At 35.8% G+C, this 24685-nt stretch carries 29 protein-coding genes; 21 read left to right on the top strand and 8 right to left on the bottom strand.

From position 1 onward, the window contains the following. From L6N96_03735 to cofH, 4 genes are all read left to right on the top strand, one after another. The coding region (locus L6N96_03735; GenBank protein MCP8323270.1) for a ribose-5-phosphate isomerase A at positions 1-261 on the top strand (261 nt) is incomplete at its 5' end. Further along, positions 258-824, top strand: coding sequence for a UbiX family flavin prenyltransferase (locus tag L6N96_03740; GenBank protein MCP8323271.1), 567 nt, complete (start codon positions 258-260; stop codon positions 822-824). The genes L6N96_03735 and L6N96_03740, both read left to right, overlap by 4 nt. Positions 825-970: 146 nt before the next feature. Continuing rightward, positions 971-2194 (top strand): 7,8-didemethyl-8-hydroxy-5-deazariboflavin synthase CofG, encoded by a 1224-nt coding sequence (gene cofG, locus L6N96_03745; GenBank protein MCP8323272.1) that lies wholly within the window; start codon positions 971-973, stop codon positions 2192-2194. Then, the gene (cofH, locus tag L6N96_03750; GenBank protein ID MCP8323273.1) at positions 2195-3370 is read left to right on the top strand and encodes a 5-amino-6-(D-ribitylamino)uracil--L-tyrosine 4-hydroxyphenyl transferase CofH; all 1176 of its coding nucleotides are present in this window, start codon (positions 2195-2197) and stop codon (positions 3368-3370) included. 13 nt (positions 3371-3383) lie between these two features. Here cofH and L6N96_03755 read toward each other — a convergent pair whose 3' ends face one another. Then, positions 3384-3767: a Mov34/MPN/PAD-1 family protein gene (locus L6N96_03755; protein ID MCP8323274.1), complete on the bottom strand. Its 384-nt coding sequence runs from the start codon at positions 3765-3767 to the stop codon at positions 3384-3386. 155 nt (positions 3768-3922) lie between these two features. On the opposite strand from L6N96_03755, the gene pcn reads away from it, so the two are divergent. The 13 genes from pcn (at position 3923) to L6N96_03820 (ending at position 15612) form a co-directional block, all read left to right on the top strand. Further along, positions 3923-4681 carry a proliferating cell nuclear antigen (pcna) gene (gene pcn / locus L6N96_03760; GenBank protein ID MCP8323275.1) on the top strand — a complete coding sequence of 253 codons (759 nt, stop codon included), beginning with the start codon at positions 3923-3925 and terminating at the stop codon, positions 4679-4681. 192 nt (positions 4682-4873) lie between these two features. Further along, complete coding sequence (locus L6N96_03765) at positions 4874-5875, top strand: glycosyltransferase family 2 protein (protein MCP8323276.1); 1002 nt, start codon at positions 4874-4876, stop codon at positions 5873-5875. A gap of 53 nt (positions 5876-5928) precedes the next feature. Then, a complete protein-coding gene (locus tag L6N96_03770) occupies positions 5929-6954 on the top strand; it encodes a DNA primase large subunit PriL (GenBank protein ID MCP8323277.1) in 1026 nt (341 codons plus the stop codon). 20 nt (positions 6955-6974) lie between these two features. Beyond that, positions 6975-8132: a hypothetical protein gene (locus L6N96_03775; protein MCP8323278.1), complete on the top strand. Its 1158-nt coding sequence runs from the start codon at positions 6975-6977 to the stop codon at positions 8130-8132. A 1-nt stretch (position 8133) separates the two neighbouring features. Next, on the top strand, positions 8134-8688 hold the full coding sequence (locus tag L6N96_03780; GenBank protein ID MCP8323279.1) for a hypothetical protein: 555 nt from the start codon (positions 8134-8136) through the stop codon (positions 8686-8688). 331 nt (positions 8689-9019) lie between these two features. Continuing rightward, the gene (ribB, locus tag L6N96_03785) at positions 9020-9694 is read left to right on the top strand and encodes a 3,4-dihydroxy-2-butanone-4-phosphate synthase (GenBank protein ID MCP8323280.1); all 675 of its coding nucleotides are present in this window, start codon (positions 9020-9022) and stop codon (positions 9692-9694) included. 3 nt (positions 9695-9697) lie between these two features. Next, on the top strand, positions 9698-10168 hold the full coding sequence (gene ribC, locus L6N96_03790) for a riboflavin synthase (GenBank protein MCP8323281.1): 471 nt from the start codon (positions 9698-9700) through the stop codon (positions 10166-10168). A gap of 11 nt (positions 10169-10179) precedes the next feature. Further along, positions 10180-10638 carry a 6,7-dimethyl-8-ribityllumazine synthase gene (ribH, locus tag L6N96_03795; GenBank protein MCP8323282.1) on the top strand — a complete coding sequence of 153 codons (459 nt, stop codon included), beginning with the start codon at positions 10180-10182 and terminating at the stop codon, positions 10636-10638. A 2-nt stretch (positions 10639-10640) separates the two neighbouring features. Further along, complete coding sequence (locus L6N96_03800) at positions 10641-11393, top strand: GTP cyclohydrolase IIa (protein ID MCP8323283.1); 753 nt, start codon at positions 10641-10643, stop codon at positions 11391-11393. Beyond that, positions 11390-12628, top strand: coding sequence for an amidohydrolase family protein (locus L6N96_03805; protein MCP8323284.1), 1239 nt, complete (start codon positions 11390-11392; stop codon positions 12626-12628). Before L6N96_03800 ends, L6N96_03805 begins: the two co-directional genes overlap by 4 nt. Further along, the gene (locus L6N96_03810; protein ID MCP8323285.1) at positions 12603-13274 is read left to right on the top strand and encodes a 2,5-diamino-6-(ribosylamino)-4(3H)-pyrimidinone 5'-phosphate reductase; all 672 of its coding nucleotides are present in this window, start codon (positions 12603-12605) and stop codon (positions 13272-13274) included. The genes L6N96_03805 and L6N96_03810 overlap by 26 nt, the downstream gene beginning before the upstream one ends. Positions 13275-13311: 37 nt before the next feature. Next, positions 13312-14049 carry a creatininase family protein gene (locus L6N96_03815; protein MCP8323286.1) on the top strand — a complete coding sequence of 246 codons (738 nt, stop codon included), beginning with the start codon at positions 13312-13314 and terminating at the stop codon, positions 14047-14049. A gap of 33 nt (positions 14050-14082) precedes the next feature. After that, on the top strand, positions 14083-15612 hold the full coding sequence (locus L6N96_03820; GenBank protein ID MCP8323287.1) for an NAD(P)H-hydrate dehydratase: 1530 nt from the start codon (positions 14083-14085) through the stop codon (positions 15610-15612). A 239-nt stretch (positions 15613-15851) separates the two neighbouring features. Here L6N96_03820 and L6N96_03825 read toward each other — a convergent pair whose 3' ends face one another. The 6 genes from L6N96_03825 to L6N96_03850 all read right to left on the bottom strand — a co-directional run bounded on the left by L6N96_03825 (position 15852) and on the right by L6N96_03850 (position 20165). Next, positions 15852-16289, bottom strand: coding sequence for a hypothetical protein (locus L6N96_03825; protein MCP8323288.1), 438 nt, complete (start codon positions 16287-16289; stop codon positions 15852-15854). Positions 16290-16371: 82 nt separating this feature from the next. After that, positions 16372-17163: a sugar phosphate isomerase/epimerase gene (locus L6N96_03830; GenBank protein MCP8323289.1), complete on the bottom strand. Its 792-nt coding sequence runs from the start codon at positions 17161-17163 to the stop codon at positions 16372-16374. A 4-nt stretch (positions 17164-17167) separates the two neighbouring features. Next, a complete protein-coding gene (locus L6N96_03835; GenBank protein MCP8323290.1) occupies positions 17168-17575 on the bottom strand; it encodes a hypothetical protein in 408 nt (135 codons plus the stop codon). 297 nt (positions 17576-17872) lie between these two features. After that, positions 17873-18799, bottom strand: a complete 927-nt coding sequence (tfb, locus tag L6N96_03840) for a transcription initiation factor IIB (protein ID MCP8323291.1) — start codon at positions 18797-18799, stop codon at positions 17873-17875. Between the two features lie 270 nt (positions 18800-19069). After that, positions 19070-19489 (bottom strand): methylglyoxal synthase, encoded by a 420-nt coding sequence (locus tag L6N96_03845; GenBank protein MCP8323292.1) that lies wholly within the window; start codon positions 19487-19489, stop codon positions 19070-19072. A 295-nt stretch (positions 19490-19784) separates the two neighbouring features. Continuing rightward, positions 19785-20165, bottom strand: coding sequence for a metalloregulator ArsR/SmtB family transcription factor (locus tag L6N96_03850; protein MCP8323293.1), 381 nt, complete (start codon positions 20163-20165; stop codon positions 19785-19787). A 135-nt stretch (positions 20166-20300) separates the two neighbouring features. Here L6N96_03850 and arsB point away from each other — a divergent pair, with 135 nt between their 5' ends. After that, a complete protein-coding gene (gene arsB, locus L6N96_03855) occupies positions 20301-21290 on the top strand; it encodes an ACR3 family arsenite efflux transporter (protein ID MCP8323294.1) in 990 nt (329 codons plus the stop codon). Between the two features lie 111 nt (positions 21291-21401). Here arsB and L6N96_03860 read toward each other — a convergent pair whose 3' ends face one another. Continuing rightward, entirely contained in the window at positions 21402-21773 is a 372-nt protein-coding gene (locus tag L6N96_03860) for a DUF3795 domain-containing protein (protein ID MCP8323295.1), read from the bottom strand. A gap of 147 nt (positions 21774-21920) precedes the next feature. Between L6N96_03860 and thpR the strand changes: the two genes are divergently transcribed. The 3 genes from thpR to L6N96_03875 all read left to right on the top strand — a co-directional run. Next, entirely contained in the window at positions 21921-22481 is a 561-nt protein-coding gene (thpR, locus tag L6N96_03865) for an RNA 2',3'-cyclic phosphodiesterase (GenBank protein ID MCP8323296.1), read from the top strand. A 13-nt stretch (positions 22482-22494) separates the two neighbouring features. Continuing rightward, positions 22495-23868: a CCA tRNA nucleotidyltransferase gene (cca, locus tag L6N96_03870; protein MCP8323297.1), complete on the top strand. Its 1374-nt coding sequence runs from the start codon at positions 22495-22497 to the stop codon at positions 23866-23868. A gap of 494 nt (positions 23869-24362) precedes the next feature. Continuing rightward, the coding region (locus L6N96_03875) for a DUF45 domain-containing protein (protein ID MCP8323298.1) at positions 24363-24685 on the top strand (323 nt) is incomplete at its 3' end.

Consider the following 24685-nt stretch of genomic DNA (forward strand, 5'->3'; position numbering starts at 1 on the left):
CAAAAGGAAATTGAAAAGATTGGAGGAAAACCAGAACTAAGAACATTGAAAAAAGGCTACCCTGTCTTTAATGACAATGGGAACATAATCCTTGATGTAGACTTTGGACTTATAGAAAATCCTTTTCTGTTATTGAATAAGATAAAGTATATATCTGGTGTGGTTGAGGCAGGAATATTCATCGAGAGAATCCATATAATTTATAATGCTCGGAAAAATGGAACTGTGACGAAGATAACTCCTAAAGTTGAAATCAAATGAAAATCATTGTTGGAATAACTGGAGCAAGTGGCGTAATATATGGTAAAAGACTCTTAGAAGTTCTCTCGGATAAGAGCGTTGAGACTTACTTAATAGTGAGTCGAGGAGCTGAAGAAATCATCGCTCTAGAACTGTCATCGAAGAGGGAAGATATAGAAAAGTTGTCAACTTATGCCTATAAAGTAAATGATCTCTTATCACCTTTAGCAAGTGGCTCATACTTTGTAGACGGGATGGTTATCGTACCATGCAGCTCTAAGACTTTAGGGGTGATTGCATATGGTTACTCTGATAACCTACTACTTAGGGCTGCAGAAGTTACGATTAAGCAAGGAAGAAAATTGATACTTGTCCCAAGGGAGACCCCTCTCAGTGCAATCAGTCTTGAAAATATGCTCAAGTTGGCTAAAATAGGTGTAGTGATACTTCCAGCAATGCCTGCTTTTTATCACAATCCAAAAAATTTGAATCAATTAATAAACTTCGTCGTTGGAAAGATACTTGACAGTCTTGAGATAGAGCACAATCTTTTCAAGAGATGGACAGGAGAAAAAAAGGGATAATATAGTCATAGAAATTTCACCAATTACCAATCATATACAGATAAAGTATATTGATAGATGCACTTCCATTTATGTAACCTGCACCAATTTAATAAAATATTAAAATAAATAGCATATTTTAACAACTCGTAGGGGTTACTATCAGATTGGCTACATTCCCAAAGCTTCACGATATTATCAGTCTTGAAGATGGGATAGACTTTGAGATTAAAGAAATTTTATACAAAAGCCTTGAAGGAAAAGAAATTGTGAAAGAAGAGGCGAATAATTTAATAAAGAGTGATGAACGCAATCTTCAAGCGTTAAAATACGTAGCAAGATATAAAAGAGATACCGGTAAACGAAAGCGTATAACCCACTCAAGAAACGTATTTATACCTTTGACAAATCTTTGCAGAAATAGATGTGGTTACTGCAATTTTAGAAAAGAACCCACAGATCCTGATGCAGAGATCATGAATCCAAATAAAGTTCTATCTTTTGCTGAAGTTGGTAAAAGGAATCATTGTACAGAAGCTCTTTTCACTTTGGGAGAAAAGCCTGAGAGACGCTATCCAGAAGCTCATAGATGGTTGAAGCGACTGGGATATGAGAGCATGTTAGAATATCTACGTGATATGTGTGAGATTGTTATAAAAAAGACAGGGCTTCTACCTCACTCTAATCCGGGCATTATGACGAAGAGTGAAATGGCTGATTTAAAAGATGTAAATGCTAGCATCGGGTTAATGCTGGAGAATGTAAGCGATAGATTATGTGATAAAGGTAAGCCACATGAGTTCTCTCCAAGTAAAAGACCTAAGCTGAGATTGGCTACAATTGAGAATGCAGGACAACTCAAAATACCATTCACCACTGGCTTATTGATAGGTTTAGGCGAAACACCTGAAGAGATCGTTGAATCACTTTATGCTATAAATAAGTTAAATAGAAGATATGGGCATATTCAAGAGGTAATAATTCAAAGCTTCAAAGCGAAACCATATACCCCTATGGCATCTCATCCAGAACTAAATAAAAAAGAAATTATTAAAGTAATTTCTGTATCGAGATTAATCTTCGGGAGTAAAATGAATATTCAAGTGCCTCCAAACCTTTACCCTAATGAATGTGAGGAATATCTATATTCAGGAATAAATGATTGGGGTGGCATATCACCTGTTACAACAGATTTTGTGAATCCTGAAGCACCTTGGCCCGACATAATGACTCTTAAAAATGCTACAGAAAGACAGGGTTTTGAATTTAAGGCAAGGCTACCTATCTATCCTGAATTTATATTGAATAAAGCTGTTTTTTTGCCGAAACCTCTAAAAAATCATATATTATCTCTTGTCGACCACGAAGGTTATGTTAAAGAGGTACCTTAATTGAATTTAAGCACAAAAGATTCTAACATTTTTCACTCCTCTTTTAAAACCTTGGTGTATACAATAGATCCTGTTATAGCATCGATCCTCGATAAAGCGCTTGATAGTAAGGAAATTTCAATAGATGAATGTGTCGAGCTTTTTGAGACAAAAGGAATTGATTTTTACGCTCTAATGATAGTTGCTGATGAACTTAGGCGTAGGACAATCGGCGATATTGTTACTTATGTTGTAAATCAAAATATTAACTTCACGAATATCTGTATCAAGAGATGTGGATTCTGTGCTTTTAGTCGAAGTTATAAAGATAAAGATAGCTACTTCTTACCTATCAGAGAAGTAGTCCAGATGACGAAGAAAGCATGGGGAGCAGGAGCAACAGAAGTATGTATTCAAGCAGGTCTACCACCAGATATGGACGGGAATATTTACATAGATATTTGTAAAGCTGTTAAAAAAGAGGTACCAAACATCCATATACACGCTTTCTCTCCTGAAGAGATTTTTTACGGAGCTTCTAAATCAGGTACAACTGTAGAAGATTACTTGAAGAGGCTCAAGGAGGCTGGTATTGGCAGTCTACCTGGCACAGCGGCAGAGATACTTGACGACGAAATCAAAAAAGTAATCTCTCCTAATAGAATTAAAACAAAAGATTGGATCAGAGTGATTAAGACAGCACACAAATTAGGTATACCAACAACTTCAACAATAATGTATGGGCATATCGAGAATTCATTACATAAAGCTAAGCATATAGCCATGATAAGAGAGATACAGAAAGAGACTCAAGGCATAACCGAGTTCGTCCCCCTAAGTTTTGTGCACTATGAAACTCCAATTTACAAGAAAGGTCAAATAAAGAACATAAAAACAGGTGCAACTGGTGTAGATGTAGTTAAAATGTATGCAGTATCTAGATTGATGCTGAACGATATTATAAAAAATATACAGGTGTCTTGGGTTAAGGAAGGAAGGAAATTTGCACAGTTTTGCCTAAATGTTGGTGCGAACGATTTTGGCGGAACTTTAATCAATGAGAATATATCAAGAGCCGCTGGAGCTGTTCATGGGCAACATTTACATCCAGAAGAATTCAAAAGGTTAATTCAAGATATGGGCAGAATTCCTGCACAAAGGTCTACAACTTATGAAATATTAAGAGTATATAGTTAATTATTTCACTATCTCAAGGAATAACAGTATATCTTATCATGTTTCCTTCACGATTAAATACTGCAATATCCTTGTCTGAACAATAAGGGTAAGCCATAATTAGCATTATTCTGCCATAGAAGTTACTCAAATCTTCTAAAGAAGGACGTAATACTCCCGAAGGATGGGAATGGGCCACACCTATAATTGATAAATCTAATGGAAGCATGTTAAGTGGGAAGCTTGAGAAGCCTTTGCCGTGAGTAGCAAGAGGAGGAATCAAGATTTCCTTCACTATAATTGTATCTTTGCTTACCTTCCCTCTAAGTAGAAGTATTCCTTCATTTGGATAAAATTTCTGGGCATAACTTAAAAGGCTGTCTATCACTAATGCTTTGAAAAAAAGCTTCTTAACCATAATTACTTTTAAGTTCATTCAACTAATGTTTAAAAAAGCTTTCTTGAGCAAAATTAAACAATGATAATTCTTAATATCATTCCATAACTCTATATAACATAATTATGAGCAATGCTTAAATTATATCGAAATCAATTTCTGAAATGGCGGTCGATTTGGTCTTTTTAGCCAAAACCTCGACAACAAGAGATTGGAAGGTAGTCTCTTCAGTTGTCTTAGCATTAGTTGATGAAGCAACATTCGAGGCATCTCCAGAGGGCATCACCTTCAGGGCTATGGACCCCTCCCATGTAGCCCTTGTAGACTTATCGTGGCCAAGCTCAACCTTTGAAAAATATGAATGCGATTCTCCATTCAAGTTTAGCGTTAAGATGGATGACTTTGCGAAGTTGATAAAAAGAGGTGATACAAAGGATAGTATAGAAATTGCGACGACCGATGATGAAAATATTATGCTTAGAATACTAAACGGATATGAAAGAGAATTTTCATTACACCTGATAGAAAGTACATATAGTTCTACACCACTTCCTAAGCTTACTTTTAACCTTAAAGCTGTAATAGCGAAGAGAGCTTTTGAAAGTATGCTGAACGATATTTCAGTTATTTCAGATCATGTGACCATAGATTCATCAAATGATAAGTTGGTATTCTATGGTAAGGGTGATATTGGTTCTGGTTCAGTTATATTGGAGAGAACTAGTGAAGATATCTTGGAGTTAGAAGTTAAAGAGAATAGCAAAGCTACTTATAACATCGAATATCTATCAAGCATTATAAAAGCTAGTGGCTCAGCTTCTGATATAGTTATACTAGAATATTCAAGTAAGATGCCCATAAGGCTAGAGTTAAAGCTTAGCGATCTCGGCGGTAAGATACATTTCTATCTTGCTCCTAGAATTGAAGAGAAGTAGATTTAAAAAGATTTTTATTCTATTTTATAAAGAGAAAGCGAAATGACTATCGCATTCTTTATCCTTTTAATATTGACCCTTCTGCAGTTTTTAATTAGCTTTTTAATTATATACTCTTTCAAAACCTTTCCTTTATTACCAATCGACCTGATACGAATCAAAAATGAACCATTAGTCTCAATAATAATTCCAGTGAGAAATGAAGAGGATACTATCAAAGATTGTCTTGACTCTATAACAAATTTGGACTATTCCAAAAAAGAGATTTTAGTTATTGATGGGAATTCTACAGATGGCACTAGAAATATATTAAAAAGCTTCCATAGAAAGATAAAAGTTCTAGAAGAAAAAAATCTCCCTGATGGATGGGTAGGAAAGAATTGGGCTTGCTCCGTAGGTTATGAGAGATCAAAAGGTGAAATTTTACTTTTCACAGATGGAGATACTATCCATAGTAAAAATAGTTTGACTTTAGCAATAAATTATTTTGTAAAAAATCATATCGATATGCTATCTATTTATCCAAAATTTATAATGAAATCTTTTTGGGAAAAGTTGATGATCCCTGCTATGGCTTATGTTATATTCCTTTTTTCACTTAAACCAAATGTGAATGATGATAATGCTTCAAGTTGGCTGGGAAATGGACAGTACATATTCATTAGAAGAAGTGTTTACGAAAATATTGGTGGGCATAAGGCAGTATGGAATAAAATTGATGAGGACTATCGATTAGCTGAGAAAGTTAAAAAATCGAATTTTAGGCTTAGGTTGTTATACGCTCCTCACACGCTACAGACTCGGATGTATAAAAATTTTAATGAGTTATGGGATGGGTCAGTTAAAAACGCATTTGTAAGTTGTTTTGCAGTCTTCCAAAGAATACGGGAATTTTTATTACCTATTATTATATCATTTCTATTTTTATTAGTTCCCCTTATAGTCTTCCTATTGGGATTGGCGATCCTTCCTATTCAAGGATTAAATGAATACCTCGTTTGGGGAACAGCCATGATCTTAGTACTTTGTACTCAGATGCTCATAACCCTCCCAGAGTTTGGTGCGGACCCTAGATACATTCTACTTTTTCCTATATCTGTGGTTATCTGGATCGTAATAATGACAAGTTCCGCTTTTCGTATGATTACAAAGAAAGGGACGGTCTGGAAAGGGAGGATTTATGGATCGAATTAATATCTAGTGTTCAGAATTGTTTAAGAGGTAAGTAGCTTTTAAAGAGAGTAAATATGGAAATAGAGTTTGGGTTAGAAGACCTGGCAAAGTATCCTTTTTTAAAAGAAGCTGGGGATTATGTGAAGGAATTGAATCTAAGTGTAAACAATTTATGTCAAGAAGACTACCGCCCAGCTGTGGAGAGAGCAAAACAGAGAGTAATAGAAGCAATTCAAAAGAATTATATCTCTAGTGAAACATCAGAACCTATAGTAGAACTCCTCTCCTTTCCATTGGCTTTAATACTTGTTAGAGCTATAAATGTCGAATATATCATACATAGATATTCATTAGCAGAATCGATAAGGTCAGAGAGATTTCTCAAGAAAGAAAAGAAGTCAATCATCTCGTATATCTTTAAGAGTACATTTAATGTAGAACTAATCAGCTTACAGCATAATTTATTCGACTTTAAGATAAATTTAAGTGAATACTTAAAACGCGCAACTTATTTCCACCAACCAGAATGGAAGCTTATCAACCGAATTGTGGAGAATGGTTTTGTTTATCTAAAGACTTTTGAATTAGTCAGATTGATCAGGGAGGAAATTAGAAGGATGATTTACGAGAGGATGAAGAGTGCGTCGTTGCCTAGCATGCCGAAATATCTTAAAGAAACACTTGATGAGATATCCAAAGTATTACCTACCATACCAGTGGATAAGATACATAGAGTTGCCCCTGAGAACTTTCCCCCTTGCATTATACATATGCTGAATTTACTTAAGAAAGGGCAGAATGTATCTCATTATGGACGTTTTTTGTTAACAACGTATCTTCTAAGTATTGGTAAAACTGTTGAAGATATAATTGATACATATCCAAAATCGCCAGACTTTAATGAAAGGATGACAAGATATCAAGTAGAGCATATAGCAGGAATTAGAGGGGGGAGAAGGCGATATAAAGTTCCAAGTTGTCGGACGATAGCCACTCACAGTCTATGCTTTAAAGACAAAAATTTATGCGCTAAGTTGAGAAGCCCTCTTCAATTTAGTAAAAAACCCTCATTTCAGAAAAAATCTAACACTAATTCATGAGTAAGGAATATATGATCATTATGAATGAAAGGACTTTAGCATTTATGAAGCAAGCCTTTAAAGAGTATTATTTTAAGAACGCAGAAAAGATAATCGCCCCTATCAGAATAAAGGAGAGAGAATTTGGCTATATATCTTTTGATAAGATTATGATTAGGCATTTATCGTTTCAGAATGAAGGCAATCTTAGAGCTTTCTTTATTAAGGAGATCCCTCGCTCAATCTATTACTCCTGTGCTTATTATTATGAACCGACTCTTACTATGGATAAGAAAGGGTGGAACGGGGCTGATCTTATTTTTGATATAGATGCTGATCATATACCCACTAAATGCAAGAAAGAACATGATTATTGGATATGTAAGGATTGCAATTTAATAGATAAAGGAAAAAGACCCGATAAATGCCCTAAATGTGAAGGCATGAGAATAGATAAAGAGAATTGGGTTTGCCACTCTTGTCTTGAAGCTACAAAAGATGAAGTGATTAAACTAATCGACTTCCTACTTGAAGATTTTAGTATATCCAGAGACAATTGTAAAATACATTTCTCAGGAAGTAGGGGATATCATGTGACTGTAGAGCAAAGTGATCTAGAAGAGTTAGATCAATTAGCAAGAAATGAAATATCTGATTATATTTCTGGTATTGGTTTAAGTTTAGAGAGTCTTGGTATTTCTAAAAGAGTATCATACGAAAAGATGCATAGAATACTCCCATTGGCTACTGAATTCGGTTGGAGAGGTCGGATAGGCAAGTTTTTTTCAGAGATGGATTTTGACAATTATGGTAATAACGATATAAGAGACAAGATCATATTCTTTCATGATAAAATGAAGTATAAGAATTTTGACAATTTTATTAGAGAGATTGTTGAAAAATTGAGCGTTAAGATTGATGCAATGGTAACAACAGATATACATAGAATATTTAGGCTTCCAAATACGCTACATGGAAGTACAGGTATGATTAAAAAGAGTTGTAAAGATTTGCTATCTTTTAACCCTCTCATTGACGCAGTTGTCCTAAGTGAAGAGCCTCTGAAGATATTTGTTGACCATTCACCAATTTTTACTCTAAAGGGCAATCTATTTGGACCTTATAAATCAGAGATTGTTAATTTGCCAATTATGGCTGCTGTTTATTTAATAGGAAAGGGAGTAGCTGAGGTGTATTAATGTGGTAGAGTCTTTGTTAGATAGAATTTATAAATTAATAGAATTAGAATATGAGAACGAGAGATTAGAAAAAATTTCCAAGAGTTTCTATACAGATGTCGCAATTCATGTGAATAAAATGAACGAGGAGATATATCAGAGTGAAAAAAGTATTAGGAGTAATTTAGCTATCAAGGAAAGAAAAATGATTTTAGATTTAATCGATAGATTGATCGATTTGAGGATAAAAAAGGCATATAATTTGGATGATACAGAAATGTTGACTGCTGAAGAGAGATACATAATTGAGCCTTTAACCCAATCTGCCAAGAAATTAAAGAAAGTTATCAAAGCTATAGAGAATGGTCAATCATCTAGATTGGAAAAGATATCCGATATCATATCTTCTAGATTGACTATAGTCAAGTTTCTGAAACCTATTCCATCGATAATGGGTATAGACTTGAAAATATACGGTCCGTTTAAGGAGGAGGATATTGCAGTAATTCCTCTGGAAAATGCAAAGCCTTTAATAAATCAAAATATAATAATTGATGTTTGGATTGACGATTTATGAATTGAAATACAGCTTATAGTTACATAGAATTGAATTTTATTAATGAATTGGAATTTAAGATTTTTCTTGATATTATCTTTTATTGAATGAGATGAAATATACTATTTCTAAACGTTTCTTAAATATAATAGTTTCTTCTATCAGACTCTTACGATAGTTGAATTAAAACAATGACTCGGATGGAACTAGAACTATAATACTATATTTTAATTATACAAATTTTATGGTAAATGCTATTTTATTGGTAATCCTTAAATATTTAGGGTTTTTACAAAATTTAACTATGTTGCGAAAGCTATGTAATCAATCTTCTCCTCTAAAAGATGTTATCTTGACTCTCAAACAAGGAAAGATCGTACTCATACATGATTCAAATGACAGAGAAAACGAGACGGATATGGTTATTGCTGCTCAACACATTACTCCTGATCATATAAAAACGATGCGCAAAGATGCAGGAGGACTCATTTGTGTCGCTATCAGATTTGATATCGCAAGTAGGCTAGGGTTACCATACATGTCAGAGATATTAAAAATTGCCAGTAAAAAGTATCCTAATTTGCTAGAACTTATTAATTCTCAAGCCATTTATGGAAGGTCAGCGTTTTCCCTATCTGTAAACCACAGAAAAACGTTTACTGGAATTACAGATTTTGATAGAGCTCTAACGATCAAAAAAATTGCTAGACTTTGTAATCTTGCGATACAAGGTTTTGATGATATTAAGTACGAGTTTGCTAGAAATTTTAGGGCACCAGGTCATATTCAGCTTTTAATAGCCTCTAATGGTCTTATCTCTGAGAGAATCGGTCATACAGAACTCTCCGTCTATCTTGCCCAGTTAGCAGGTCTCACACCTGTGACAGTAATATGTGAGATGCTTGATGATAAAACTCATAGATCTTTGCTAACTCAATCAGCTCGAGATTACGCTAAAATACACGGTAAACCATTCATCGAAGGTTATGAAATAGTAAGCTATTATGAAAGCTCAAATGGGGTGTAATGCTTGAGGAACGCAAAGATAGGTATTGCTGACACAACATTTGCAAGGGTAGATATGGCTGCGATCGCTATAAATATCTTGAAAAGGTATGGGAATGTTAAGATTGTAAGATATACCGTGCCAGGTATAAAGGATTTACCTGTAGCAACGAAAAAGCTATTTGAAGAAAACAATTGTGATGCTGCAATAGCTTTCGGTATGCCAGGCCCTCATCCATTAGATAAACAAAGTGCCCAAGTAGCTTCTACTGGTCTCATGATAACCCAGCTCATGACAAACAAGCATGTACTAGAGGTATTCGTCCATGAAGATGAAGTAAAAGATAATCGTGAGTTGTATGAAATATCAAAAAATAGGGCTGAAAAGCATGTAAATAATGTTATTAAACTCCTTTTCAAACCAGAAGATCTTATGAAAGAAGCTGGCATGGGTAAGCGTCAAGGTTTTCCAGACGTTGGACCGATAATATTGTAGGTGATGAATTAATGGAGAATATCCAAATAGCTTTGGTCGTTTCTGAGTTTAACTTCGATATTTCTTACCTTATGCTAGAGAGAGCTAAAGAGCATGCTATATTTTTAGGAGCGCAAATTACGTACATCTGCAAAGCACCTGGGTCTTTCGATATGCCAATATTAATTGAATCCCTGCTTGAGAAGCAGGATGTGAATGCTGTTGTAACACTTGGGGCGATTGTAGAAGGTGAAACAAAGCACGATGAAATTATCGCGCAACACGTAACCAGAAAGGTAACAGATCTATCGGTCAAATATAGAAAGCCTGTATCTCTTGGAGTTTCAGGACCAGGTATGTCGAGGATTCAGGGTTTAGAGCGTATAGATGAATATGCAAAGAGGGCTGTGGAAGCAGCAGTCAAGATGGTAAAGCGTATAAGGATTTTAAAAGAGATTAAAGTGACCCAATACCCAACTATGGTTGAGTAACTTTGACTGACCAAGTACAAATGACTCTTATTAGAATAGACAACTATGGCCCATGGACTCTCGAGCTCGGCAATGATAGAGAGTATAGATTGCAAATACTTCAGTCTCAGCTTCATGCCCATTTACAAAGATCGTTCGCAATGAAAGGTGGAGCAGTATTTTTCAATCGTTTTGATGAAATGGTTGCAGTCACTAATGGCATTTCCTTAGAGGACCATAAAGAAATTCAAGATGAAATATTGCAGAATTATCCATTTACTATAAGTATGGGTATAGGAGTGGCTGAAGAGCCATTCACTGCTTTAGAGAAAGCAACAATAGCCTTACAGAGATATGGGGAAGGAAAAAAAATAATGACAGGCGAATTATGTGATCTATACAATTATTGTGTACAAATCGCCCATATAGACGTAAACAATATGACAGACAGATTCACAAAAAAATTATCAGCTTATGAAACAGCATTGATGATAAATAAATTAAATGTTAAATTAAGCGAGCTCTTTCTAAATCATAAATCTTTAACTTTCTTTTGTGGCGGAGATAACTTCATAGCAGTTGCGAACGGTGTTTCAGAGAATGAAGTTGAGATGATTCTTAGGTTGACAAGTAAAGATTTTAATCTTATGTTAAAAGCTGGTATCGGTATAGCGAGAACTGGACGAAAAGCTATAGAACTTGCTACGAAAGGATTGGACATGATTAGGGATCGCAAGGTAAAAGGTTCTGTTCAAAAGCTCTCTGACATGTTATGAGAAACTCAATAATAGAAGGAGCAACTGCAATAGTAAGTCAGAATTTAGATATAATTAAGAAAGCATTCATAAGAATAGATGATGGTTATTTCACAGAAGTAAGTGAAAGAAATTCACATAATCGACAAAGATATGTCTGTTATAAAGGGAATAACTTAGTTGTAATACCAGGCTTGATAAATGCGCATACACATCTAGGGGACTCTTTTGCAAAAGATATCGAGATCGATAAATCTTTTAATGAGCTTATCCATCCAATGACTGGCTTAAAGCATAAGCTATTAGACTCGGTAACCCAGAGTTTGATCGTTAAATCAATGAGAGACTCAGCCTTGGATATGTTAAGGTGTGGTGTTACAACATTTGCTGATTTTCGTGAAGGAGGGAAGAAAGGTGTGATTCTCTTAAAAAGAGCTCTTAAAGGAGTGAAGATTAGAGCATTAATTCTTGGAAGACCAAATTACTATTTCGATGAAGAAGAGGTTTTAAAGAATTCCCCTATGCCAGATGAAAAGTTTCACGAAGTCGAAGAAGTTTTAAAGATATGTGATGGTTTGGGTCTAAGTGGTCCTAATGAATATACAGATCAATCTATGAAGGAATTGTCTAGGTTAGTCAATGGCAAGAAGCTATTAGCTATACATGTATGTGAAGATAGATGTTCTGTTGATTTTTCATTAAAAAATTTTCATCAAAGTGAGGTTAAGCGAGCTTTAAAGAATGACAAATTAGATTTTCTTGTTCATCTTACTCATCCAAGAAATGAAGATTTAAAACTCGTTACAAAGGCTAAAGTCCCAGTTGTATGCTGTCCAAGAGCCAACTCGATCTTAGGTTGCGGATTCCCACCAATTAACTCTATGATAAAAAGTGGTATTACAGTTGCTCTAGGTACTGATAATGTTATGTTCAGTTCGATAGATCTATTTCGTGAAATGGATTTTACATCAAGGGTTTCTAGAGCCTTGGAAAGAGAACCTTCAAAGATATCGTCTAAGGAGATTATGAAGATGGCTACGATCAACGCTTCAAAGGCGTTGAAATTGGATAAAGAAATTGGATCGATAGAAGAAGGGAAAAGAGCCGATGCAGTATTTATCAACATGGGTACAAGAAATCTGAAGTCAGTAAAAAATACTATCAACGCTATAGTGCATAGGGTTAGACCTGATGACATTCAAGCCGTGATGGTAGGAGGTGAAATAGTTTATGGATCTCTGCCAAAATATTCATGATGATCGACCTTATATTATCCTGAATGCAGCCATGACTTTGGATGGGAAGATTGCGACGAAAAATAGAGATTCGAAGATGTCGAGTAAAGAAGACCTCATGAGGGTACATTCACTTAGAGCTTCTGTTGACGCCATAATGGTTGGTATAAATACAATTTTAGTTGATAATCCATCTCTCACAGTGAGATACTGCAAAGGGAGGAACCCAATGAGGGTAGTTGTTGATAGTAGAGCGAGAACTCCTATAAAGTCAAGGATAATTTCTTCTGAATCTCAAACTCTTATAGCAACCACCAGCAAAGCATCGTACAATCGAGTGAAAAATCTTGAAAGTGCTGGAGCGAAGGTAATAATATGTGGAGATAAAGAAAAGGTAGATCTTATAATATTACTCAAGAAACTTAAAGAGATGGGTGTAAGGAAGTTACTTGTAGAAGGTGGCGGCAATATTAACTGGAGTTTAATCAGCAAAAAATTGTTCGATGAGTTAAATGTTACTATATGCCCATATATTTTTGGGGGAAGAGAATCAGTAACTTTAGTAGAGGGTGATGGTGTGGTAAGCGTAGACGAAGGAATTCGAGTAAAACTTTTTAGAGTAAAACAGTTAAGGGATGAATTAATTTTAATCTATCGAGCTTATTGAAATAATAATCACAAATAATTATCAGGTGATGTTGTTGATGAATTTCCTACCTAATCTAACTTGGCAAGAGGTCGATAAGCTAAGAAATAGAACTGAAAAAGTATTGATCCCGATAGGAAGTCTTGAGCAACACGGTCCACATCTACCACTCTCTACAGATACGATCATTGCCTTCGAAGTAGCCAAAAGGGTTGCTGAAAGATTAGACATCGCTTTAATCTCACCAATAAATTTTGGCTTCTCTGTAGAACATTTAGGCTTCCCGGGCACAATTTCTTTAGAACCTTTGACCCTAATTGCAATCTTGGAAGATATGTGCTCAAGTTTATCTGAAAATGGCTTTAGGAAGATTTTCATCATAAATGGTCATTGTGGAAATAGAGCAATTATAGAGGGTGCTATCCAGTTTATTAAAAACGAATTGAATATTTCAATATACTCTTTTACAATATTGAATATGGTTGAAAATGTCTTCTCTAAAATAAGAGAGTCCAAAATCGGAGATATAGGGCATGCTGACGAGATTGAGACTTCTTTGATGCTCACGATCTGTCCCGAAAAGGTAAGGATAGATAAATATGTAGATGAATCTCCTAAGTTACAGCCTCATCTCTCATTTGAAACAAGAGATCGAGGTTTCTCATTTGCATGGAAGACAAAGGAAGTAAGCGATTCTGGGGTAATTGGCGCACCTAGTAAAGCTTCCAAGGAGAAAGGAAAACTCATTTTGGAAGACCTCGTGACAAGAATTAGTGTACTCGTAGGAGATCTTTAAACATTAAATAATCTCGAGGTTACTCTTGTGACTATGAATACTATCACACCAGAAGAGATGGCAATCGCTGATGAAAACTCAGAGTATCTGGGAGTATCAAGAATTCTTTTGATGGAAAATGCAGGGAAAAGTGTCGCAGAAATCGTTAAAGAAAAACTAGAGAAAACATCAGGAAAAAAAGTTGTTGTCGTGGCTGGGACTGGGAATAATGGAGGAGACGGTCTTGTATGTGCAAGGCACATATCTGAAAGAGCAAACGTAATTGTCATCCTTTTAGGGAGAGTTGGAGATATAAAAACCTATGAGTCTTTAACAAATTGGAAAATAATTCAAAAAATGAAGATCAAAGTCCGATACGCTTTAGCACCTAATGTTGACTCATTATTGAATTTGGTAAGTGAAATAGAAGAAGCAGATATTATAGTCGACGCAATCTTTGGGACAGGAATCAAGGGAAAGATAAGAGAGCCTTTTTCATCTGCTATAGATAAGATCAATTTATCAAAGGGCTTTAAGGTTGCTGTCGATATACCTTCTGGTCTAGACCCTTTAACTGGAGATGTTCACGATAAATGTGTGATAGCAGACGTTACTGTTACTTTGCATAAAATGAAAGTTGGATTAGTAAATAAAAGCAATATAACAGGAGACGTAATTGTGTCTTCGATAGGAATGCCACCAGAAGCTGAAATTGTAGCTGGACCCGGTGATGTACGTTATTCTATAAAACCAAGATATGCATTTTCAAAGAAAGGGGATTATGGTCGTATATTGATAATAGGGGGAAGTAAAGATTATTCTGGAGCACCAACATTGGCAGCTCTTGCATCTTTACGTACTGGAGCAGATTTGGCGATTATAGCTGCACCAAAAAGCGTAGTTGACGTAATCCGGTCGTTTTCGCCGAACCTTATTGTGAGAAAATTGGGAGATGATTACTTTACTTCCAACGATCTACCAGAGTTGAAAAAGTTGGCAGAGCATTGTTCAAGTATAATAGCAGGTCCAGGTCTAGGATTGGAAGAAGAGACAAAAAACGCTATTTTAGACTTCATGATGACAGTAGGAAAGGACAAGCCTATGTTGATTGATGCTGATGCTCTAAAAGCCTTATCGAAAGATCCTACATGCTTATATGGTTATCCAGCGGTGATTACACCCCATGTAGGAGAGTTCGAGATAGTTACGCATAGCATAATGGCACCGCCAAATAAATTAAAAGATAGGATACAAGATGTTAAGAATGAAGCTAATAGATTAGGTTTAACTATATTATTAAAGAGTCATGAGGATATAATATCTGATGGTAATCGTTTCAAGATAAATCTGACCGGAAATCCAGGAATGACTACTGGTGGAACAGGAGATATATTATCAGGCATAGTGGCTACATTATTGGCTTGGGGCGTAAATCCATTTAGAGCTGCTAGTGCTGGTGCCTTTATTTCTGGATCTGCTGGAGATCTAGCAGTAAAGGATATGGGATATCATATAATGGCAACAGATGTTATAGATAAGATTAATGATGCGTTGATTAAGTTTGATATCCCTGAGATGGAATAAGAAAAAATAGGTCTTAATGGCTATTATTGATCAGCGTTGGTTATAATGGCTTTCGAGCGCAAAAGAGTATTCAGTCTGACTGAGATTCAACACCTTTTAATCGCATGGCTAGTACTTGGGATTTGTTTTTCCATACAAGGACTCTCTTCCCCAAACTTATTCATTAGGCTTCTCTTTATCTCTTTATTGACTTTAGGAGCGGGATTCATAGGTCATGAGTTAGCCCATAAATTTATAGCTCAAAGATATAGATGCTTTGCAGAATTCAGAATATGGCCTTTAGGGTTAGGCTTTGCTTTATTATTTGCTTTAATCTCGGGGGGGAGAATGATCTTCGCCGCTCCAGGGGCAGTATATATCCTGCCAATTTCATTCGGTCTAGGTCTTGTTATCAGCAAGAGAGAGAACGGTATAATCTCTCTAGCAGGCCCTCTGACAAACGTACTTTTCGCTCTTTTTTTCTTTTTTTTAATAGGCAATATTGGACTCTTATCCGAAATAGGATATTTGGGGTTTTTAATCAATATTTGGCTTGCAGCATTTAATATGATTCCATTCCCACCCATGGATGGATTTAAAGTATTTTCATGGAACAAAGGAATCTGGGCTATTATAGCGATACCTTTATGGATTATAACTTTCTTACCATTACCATTATAGTAACTTTCTTCAGACAAAGACATCACCGAGGATATTATATTGATTGAAATATTAGAAGTGATAGATACTTGATTTTAAAAAATCATCTAAACGATTTGGTTAAAATGGGTGTAACATCTCTTTTAATTTGCCTACAGACTCGTAAGGTTTTCTAACAGCTTCTACTATATGCATTCCCCTAAAATCCCGCCTTATGAGTTGGGATATGACACCTTTCCAATCGATAGAACCATCTCCTATTCCAAAGTGCGCATCTCTATCGCCATTATTATCATGTGAGTGAACAGTAATGAACCTATCTGAAAGTTTTGATATAAAATCATCTATATTCGATCCTATGTGCGCATGACCCAAATCGAAGACTATCTTTAGACGAATGTTATTTCTCTTAAAGAACTCTTCGAAATCGACAGGTTTTGTCATAAAATATTGTGTATTAGGGTTCATGTTCTCAACGGCAAGTACTATGCCAAAAGACCCAGCATAGTCGTAGAGCGTTAAGATAGATTCTTCATTTAACTTAGATATAATACGATCATTGCAATCTGTTTTTAGACCAGGATGTAGGACAAAAGCTTTCGCCTCTATTAAAGCCGCAGTCTCTATAGATTTTTTAAGCTTGGCTAAAGACTCACGGCGTCTACTACTATTGATATCCGCAATATTTATCCTACTATAAGGTGAGTGAATCGTAAATATATATCCCTGTGAACTTAATTCCTGAATCAATTTGACCCTATTACGAGTAATAGAGTGAAAACCTTCATCGACTATCTCCCAAATATCTGGATTTTGAGAACTTTCTCTTTCAGACTTTACTTCTTCTATTATCTTTTCAAAAGGCTCTTCTTTCAGGAAGAGAAAGAGAGATGATAAACCAACTAAAGCCATGAAATCACTTTGGGGCTAACCACTCAATAAATTCGTGAATATGATCGCTTTGTATGATAATCTTAATGGGGCCTAAAGGAGACTCGCTCTCTTCTTCACATACGTTAACAGACCCAACAAATGCAGCCTGTTTATTGAAGATTAACCATGTGGTATCTTGATTCATTCGACTAAATAATAATCTTCGCACTACAGCCAACATTTGCTTCGCTCTTATACGCTCATAGATATAATAAAGACTCCTCTCATCTTTTGTTGAAGTGGTTACGGTTTTATTATCTAGCAAGAAATCTGAATCTGTATCCTTTATTAGATTCCGAATCGTAGATATTACTTTATCAATATCCTCAGATGGGTTAATAAAAGCTTCTACAGTTATATTTAAATGATGGTTAAAAGGTTGAATTTTCAAGTTAAACTAATTTACCTCCCAAAATTGAGCAGTTACTAGATATGGGAAGTCTCTCTTTTTACTTAAAATTTTTTGTTTTAATTCCAAGATGTTAAGATTGTCTAAGATTGGAACTTGGGCCAATCTCACGCCATGATCTTCTGGTGGAAACTCATAGATATGAATATACATTTTGACGAATTCGTTAGGGAAATACCCTTCGCCTTTCCATATCTTTTTTGTTCATAAATAACGAGAACCTATAGCAGTAGCGGGTCCTACTAGGCAATTTTAATTAGATGTTGTTTTTTAGTAACTTTAGTTAATTGTACTCTTCAAGGCCTTGTATAGGTTTCTGATAGTGACTTCTGTAACACCGGCAGCATCGGCAATCTCTTTCTGAGTTACATCTATGTTGTCAAGAAGGCATGCTATGTACAACGATGCACCCGCCTTTCCCATGGGGTCTTTTCCAGCCGAGACTCCTGATATCTTTGCCTCATCAAGGATTCTTATGGCTTTTCTAGCGCTCTTCTCGGGGACTCCAACTTTGCTAGCTATTCTTGGAACGCATTTCCTTGAATCGGTTACAGGCATCTTAAGGTCCAATTCTCTATGGAGGAGTCGATAACTCTTGGCAACTATCTTTCTCTCTACTCCACTTGCCTTGGCTACATCATTCAGTGTTCTAGGTGTATCGGTTTCTCTACACGCAGCGTAAAGTGAAGCTGCTATTAGGGCTGAGATCGTGCGGCCTCTTACTAGACGTTTCTTCAGAGCCTTTCGGTAGATATAGGCTGCTTCCTCAACGACATTTTTGCCAACTCCCAGTTTATCGGCGGATCCATGAAGTAAGAAAAAAGCTTGCTCAAGACTCCTGTAAAAGGGCGCCTGCATCTGACTCCTCCTATCCCACATCTGCATCCTCATGGCCCTTGCTCTTTCTTGAGGTGTAAATCGTCTACCAGAAGCGTCTTCTTTACCGTGACCTAACTTTGTAGATAGGCCTCTATCGTGAATTGCTAAAGATGAGGGCATGCCGACCCTAGCTTTTACATCCCTGTCCTCTGGAGTATAACCCCTCCATTCTGGGCTAGTGTCAATTTCACTTTCCCTGATAATGTAGCCACAATTGCTGCAGAGAAGTTCACCACGTAAGCTATCCTCTAGTATAGAGCGCCTCCCACATTGGGGACAATATTTCGGGTTCTCCTCTAAGTTGAATAAATATTGATCAGGGGTCATTTTAATCCTCATAAATCCAAATTCCGTTCGCATTTATGATTCTGAAAAATTTTATGAGTTTATAAAAATAAAGTCGGTCTATTTAAACTTTAATATTCGTGTAATGGTTCACGTCTAATACAGTCTTTGAAATGAGTCTATAAGCAATGAACATATTTCAGGATATCCTGCCGTCTATATTTCCCATCTCTATTGAAAATATTACCGTATACGCCCTTATTTCTTGGAAGATTGAAGGTAATAAACCACAACTGAATGATTCTATATCATTTATAAAATCTTTAATCTCTTGCGTTCACCAATGTAGTGCTTATCTTTAAACAGAGATGATGAAACCAAGAAATCAGCAGTACTTCGGTTGCATGCAATGGGAACATCGTGCAAGACCGCCAGTCGTAAGAGAGTTTTCACATCGACATCATGAGCCTGAGGGGTTAATGGGTCCCAGAAGAATATGATTATGTCAACCTTCTGTTCAGCGGTCATAGCACCTACTTGGGCATCACCTCCATGGGGGCCTGGTAGTAGGAGATTCACAGGCAAGCCGGTTTCTTCTATGATTATCTTTCCAGTACTTTCGGTAGCCCAGATTTCGAATTCTTTCAAAGTTTCCTTGTTGTAGGCTGCCCATTCGACCATGCTCTTTTTCTTTGCATCGTGGGCTACAAGAACAATTCTTGTCTCTTTCATATCCGACTGGTAAAAATAATTTGAGTTATATACATTTGTGTCTATAATAAGTTTGGATAATTACATCATTGTATCGCATTTTTAAAATTGTTAGTACATTTTCAAAATATAAGACGCCAGAAGGAATTGATGGGGAATTAATATCTCAAAATAATCTAGAACTTATTTCATTCCAAGAATTCTAATTGAAAAAACAGTTAGCTAAATAGAATAGTGATTACATTCCTCTTTATTAAAGCTCGCTACCTAGTGTTCAATATCACTTTAATTTATGTGCATTATGACACTTTTATTTTTAAATTGAGAATCCATCGATCAACTTTGGCATCTCTTGGATATTAAGGCTGTAGATAATCCATTTTCCTTTACGTTTCTTTTTAACTATACTTTCCCTTTCAAGTATGTTTAGGTGATGTGACGCATTAGTTTGGGTAATGTCGAGAGCGACCATAACTTCACAGACACACATCTCCTTTTTCGCCAGCATCTTTATGATCTTCAATCGAGTAGAATCGGATAGTGCCTTGAAGAACCTTTCCTTTTCTTTGAAATAATCTATATCTCCCAAGTTTGCAGCCAAGCTTTTTAGTTCTGAAGCATATTCTTCTATATTCTTAGCCTCACATATCTCAGAAGAGATTAGGCGATTTAACCTTGCTTCTACAATCTTACTCATTGGTATGATACATAACAACAAAATTAAATATGTTGCTATGTATTTTTATTGATGTGATTAACTCCTGTGGCTAAAAATTCTAAAAGTCAACTACCCATTCTCAGCAGGTTTCTTACACTCTGGATATTCTTGGCAATGATAATTGGAGTTGGATTAGGGTACGTCTTCCCAGAAATCTCCGATATCATAGGATCCTTGAATGTAGGAACAACATCCATCCCAATAGCGATAGGGCTGATTTGGATGATGTACCCTCCCTTGGCAAAGGTCAGGTATGAAGAACTGGGAAAGATAATTAGTGCCAAAGGCTCAAAAACAATGCTATCCTCATCACTTATCCTAAATTGGATAATAGGTCCCTTTTTGATGTTTTTATTGGCTTGGATTTTCCTAGCAGGATTCCCAGCTTTTAGAACTGGCATAATTCTTGTAGGGCTAGCTAGGTGTATAGCCATGGTGATAGTCTGGAATGACCTCGCAAAGGGAGATAATGAATGGGCTGCAGTCCTTGTAGCTCTGAACTCCGTATTCCAGATAGCTTTTTATTCAATATTGGCCTACTTCTACATAACTTTAGTAAGCTCTTGGATATCTGGAGAGGGAACGATCGTCAACATATCATTATTGGAGGTCGCTCAATCAGTTGCAATTTACTTAGGTATCCCTTTTTTTGGAGGAATGTTTACTAGATTTTATTTGCTAAGGGCCAAGGGAAAAGAATGGTATGAGGATGTTCTTATGTCGAAGTTAAGCCCCACTTCTCTCTTCGCCCTTTTATTCACGATAGTGGTCATGTTTTCTCTTAAAGGCGAGTATATAGTAACGTTGCCCCTTGATGTATTGATGATAGCAACTCCTTTGCTGGCATATTTTATCATGATGTTCTTCATAGCCTTTGCTCTAGGTTATTACTCCAAGTTGGATTATGAAAGAACTACTACACTCGCATTCACGGCCGCTAGTAATAACTTTGAGTTGGCCATAGCCGTAGCAGTTGCCGTGTTTGGATTGGCTTCTAAGGAAGCTTTTGCTACAGTTGTAGGTCCTTTGATAGAGGTACCTGTTTTAATAAGCCTTGTTAACGTGGCTTTATGGGCAAAAAAGCGTTTCTTTATGAGACTTTAAGAATTTTCTTAGTAATACAATCCGCTTTATTTAAGATAAAATAAATAGCTCTAACTCAAAATAGAAAATCTATCAAAGTCCTCTTCTTATTTGTTTGTAGTATTAAAATTACTATATCAATGCATTTTCCAGCTTTCCATATGGGCCAATCCATTTATTTGCTCTCTTCAAAAACACTTCATACCCATTTTGTCTGATAAATTCGAGCTGTTTTCTATATTGCTTGTATTTCCATCCTGACTTGCTCCAAAACTCTCCTAGAATTTCACAAGGATAATATGGACAATCAGCACAAGTCTCTAATCCTCTTTCCTTGAAACAGCAGACTTTAATTTTACATTTAGCCTTACTTAAGTCCCTCTCACCTGATTCATACCCTAACTTGCAACTACGACAAGTCCTCTCATTGGGATATTTCTCCTTTTGCTGTTCCATACATGTCTTGCAATATGCACCGCAACACCCAATGTCTTTAATCGTCATGGTGTTTCCGATCTCTTCTTCCTAATTGGTAGTACATAAATTATGATTGTATTTTATTTCTTTGATCGCGCCGTAATAAGATATTGTCTTTTTTTAAAGGGTGCAAAAAGAAAAAAAGAATCAATATTATAATAACTGCCGATGTAAATGAGGACTTTTCTTGCATTAGATGTAGAGGATAAAAGGACCATTAAGTTGATCGAAGAAGTTCAAAATAAGCTTAAACAGACAGATGCAGACATCAAGCTTGTGGCGCCAAACAACCTACATTTTACTGTAAAGTTCTTCGGAGAGATAGATGTAACTTTAGCAACAAAAATTATTAAATTATTGAGTGATATCAAACTTGAACCTTTACATATAGTCTATAAAGGGATGGGGGTCTTTCCAAGTCCACGTAGAATCTCCGTGATTTGGGTTGGTGTAGAGAAGAATTACAGTGTTCATTTAAGAAATATAGTGAATGCCGTCGAAGAGAGGTTGAAAGATATTATACAAAGTAATAGAAGAGGCTTCCAACCACATTTAACAATCTCTAGAGTAAAGAGTGGAAAGAACAAAGATAAATTACTAGCTTTGATAAATGAGTATGAGAACCAAGATTTTGGCGAAGAAACAATAATGACCCTAAAGCTCAAAAAGAGTATTTTGACTCCAAAAGGTCCTATATACAGTGATATTCACAAATTCTATTTTGGGGTGGAATAATATATCCAATGAATTGAGTAAGGTTTTATCTAATGCCTTGAAGATTGTAGAACCAGCAGAGGAAGAGGTTAATCATGTTAAATCCATAGCAAATAGAGCTTTTAAAAGAGTTTCAAAAGTGGCCTCAAAGAGTAAATATAAACCAGATGTAGTGTTTGGTGGGTCATATGCAAAAGGCACTTGGCTAAAGGGAGAGGCAGATATAGATATCTTTGTAAGATTTCCAGAAAGTTTAAACAAAGCAGACCTGAAAAAGTATGGTTTAGATGTTGCATTAGAATCAATGAAAGACTATGCGCCGATATTAAGATATGCTGAGCATCCATATGTAGAGGCTTATATCGAAGATGTTGGTGTTAATGTTGTTCCCTGTTATGACGTAAAGAAGTGGGAATGGAAAAGTGCAGCAGATAGGTCGCCATACCATACAACATTCATGATTAAAGAATTGAAAGATCAACTTGTAAGAGAGGTTAGATTACTTAAAAAATTTATGAAAGGAGTAGGAGTGTATGGCGCAGAAATATCTACACAGGGCTTCAGCGGATATGTTTGTGAAGTCTTACTATTAAAATATGGATCTTTTATTTCCACAATAAAGTCTGTATCAAGATGGAGGGAGAGAGAAGTTATAAGTTTAGAAAAAATAAATAAAGATATTCAGAAAAGATTCCAAAAAGCTAGTGTGATAATACTTGATCCTATAGATTTAAGGAGAAACCTTGGAACTGCAGTTTCACTAAAAAAACTAGCCGAGTTTATCTTAGCCTCAAGAACATTCTTAGAGAAGCCTAGTCTAAGATATTTTGTAGATGAAAAAGATCGTTTAGAGAAAATAGAGAAGAGCGAATTGATGAGAAACCTTGTGACGTTAAAATTCAAACATAATAAAAGAAGCGTAGACGTTCTTTGGGGTCAGTTAAAGAAAAGCCTCAGTTATATTCGAAAGCAATTAGATCTTTACGATTTCAAAGTCCTAAGGGCTACCTGTATTACAGATGGGAATATGGAAAGTGCCTTTATATTCTTGATGGAGAATCTTGAGCAACCTGAAATAGAAAATAAAAAGGGTCCGGAAGTCTTTAGATATCAAGAATCAAAGAAATTCATCGCTAAAAATCTAAAAAAATCGAAATTAATCTGGCTAGGCGATGATACTAGGGTGTATGCTTTGATGGATCGGAGGTTTAAAGACATATATCAGTTGTTTATTTTTTTACTCAGCGTAAAAAAAGGCATGGGTATAGCATCAGGTCTTAAAGATGATATAGTAGCTACTTACAAGATTTATCTTGGAGATGAAAATACCAAGCTTTTATCTATTTCATGGATTAAAAAAGAGTTGATAAGATTATTGAGTTCAGATAGATTGTTAACTATGAAATAAAAATTCATAAAATGACATAAATCCTATAGCAGGTTTCGAAAGGGGTCGTGCCGATAACCGCACCCAAACCCAAACGCAAGAAAGCTCGAGTTCCGGAACCGCTCGACAAAGACAAAGGCAAGATGGTGGTGCCGGTGACGTCGTTAAAGTCCTGTTTAACGCTTCGGCAAAAGACGCCTGATATTTAGAACTTTACCAAAAAATGATCTCACATAATTAATTAAGTTAATGTGGTTTCTGGGTTGTGTATGTATGCCTATTAGTTGTCGTTAAACACCTTCACCAATGAGGCTTCCCGATATCAAGCGTAACGGATAAGCGTCACCCAAGGCAAGGTCATGTGTACATATTTTTTCCACTAATAGTGATTAGGAGAGTACGTTTAAATTAAGAAAACAGGGACAGTGCTGTATTTTAAAATGTAGCAATCCATGAGAATATCATTCCTACTCTAGATAACCGACTTTAGAAATACAACGTCTGAAGTGATAAAAATGCCGAAGCTAACGATCGGTGATAAGGAAATCGATTATCGAGTCAAAAGAGGAAAGGGTAGAAAGTATGTCTATCTCAAATTTACGAGAAACTTTGAGCTAGAGATTACGTTACCCAAGAATTCAAATGTGGATCCAGAAGAGATCATAAGGAAAAAAAGACCGTGGATAAAGAGAAAGTATCAAGAGTTATCGGAAAGAAAGCAGGTGTTCGATGTTGATGGTAGAAAAATCCTTTACAAAGGGAAATATCATGATTTAGAAGAATTACATTCAGATAAGGCGACCGTAAAGATAGACAAATATAGGATTATTCTTTTTAC

The sequence above is a fragment of the Candidatus Methylarchaceae archaeon HK02M2 genome, assembly GCA_024256165.1.
Lineage (GTDB): Archaea > Thermoproteota > Nitrososphaeria > Nitrososphaerales > JACAEJ01 > HK02M2.

Excerpts from the sequence above, each read along its gene's own strand:
- L6N96_03740 (MCP8323271.1), top strand. The coding sequence starts at position 258 with ATGAAAATCATTGTTGGAATAACTGGAGCAAGTGGCGTAATATATGGT.
- L6N96_03755 (MCP8323274.1), bottom strand. The coding sequence starts at position 3,767 with ATGGTTAAGAAGCTTTTTTTCAAAGCATTAGTGATAGACAGCCTTTTA.
- L6N96_03770 (MCP8323277.1), top strand. The coding sequence starts at position 5,929 with ATGGAAATAGAGTTTGGGTTAGAAGACCTGGCAAAGTATCCTTTTTTA.
- L6N96_03775 (MCP8323278.1), top strand. The coding sequence starts at position 6,975 with ATGAATGAAAGGACTTTAGCATTTATGAAGCAAGCCTTTAAAGAGTAT.
- ribH (MCP8323282.1), top strand. The coding sequence starts at position 10,180 with ATGGAGAATATCCAAATAGCTTTGGTCGTTTCTGAGTTTAACTTCGAT.
- L6N96_03805 (MCP8323284.1), top strand. The coding sequence starts at position 11,390 with ATGAGAAACTCAATAATAGAAGGAGCAACTGCAATAGTAAGTCAGAAT.
- L6N96_03810 (MCP8323285.1), top strand. The coding sequence starts at position 12,603 with ATGGATCTCTGCCAAAATATTCATGATGATCGACCTTATATTATCCTG.
- L6N96_03815 (MCP8323286.1), top strand. The coding sequence starts at position 13,312 with ATGAATTTCCTACCTAATCTAACTTGGCAAGAGGTCGATAAGCTAAGA.
- L6N96_03820 (MCP8323287.1), top strand. The coding sequence starts at position 14,083 with ATGAATACTATCACACCAGAAGAGATGGCAATCGCTGATGAAAACTCA.
- L6N96_03830 (MCP8323289.1), bottom strand. The coding sequence starts at position 17,163 with ATGGCTTTAGTTGGTTTATCATCTCTCTTTCTCTTCCTGAAAGAAGAG.
- tfb (MCP8323291.1), bottom strand. The coding sequence starts at position 18,799 with ATGACCCCTGATCAATATTTATTCAACTTAGAGGAGAACCCGAAATAT.
- L6N96_03845 (MCP8323292.1), bottom strand. The coding sequence starts at position 19,489 with ATGAAAGAGACAAGAATTGTTCTTGTAGCCCACGATGCAAAGAAAAAG.
- L6N96_03850 (MCP8323293.1), bottom strand. The coding sequence starts at position 20,165 with ATGAGTAAGATTGTAGAAGCAAGGTTAAATCGCCTAATCTCTTCTGAG.
- arsB (MCP8323294.1), top strand. The coding sequence starts at position 20,301 with ATGATAATTGGAGTTGGATTAGGGTACGTCTTCCCAGAAATCTCCGAT.
- L6N96_03860 (MCP8323295.1), bottom strand. The coding sequence starts at position 21,773 with ATGACGATTAAAGACATTGGGTGTTGCGGTGCATATTGCAAGACATGT.
- thpR (MCP8323296.1), top strand. The coding sequence starts at position 21,921 with ATGAGGACTTTTCTTGCATTAGATGTAGAGGATAAAAGGACCATTAAG.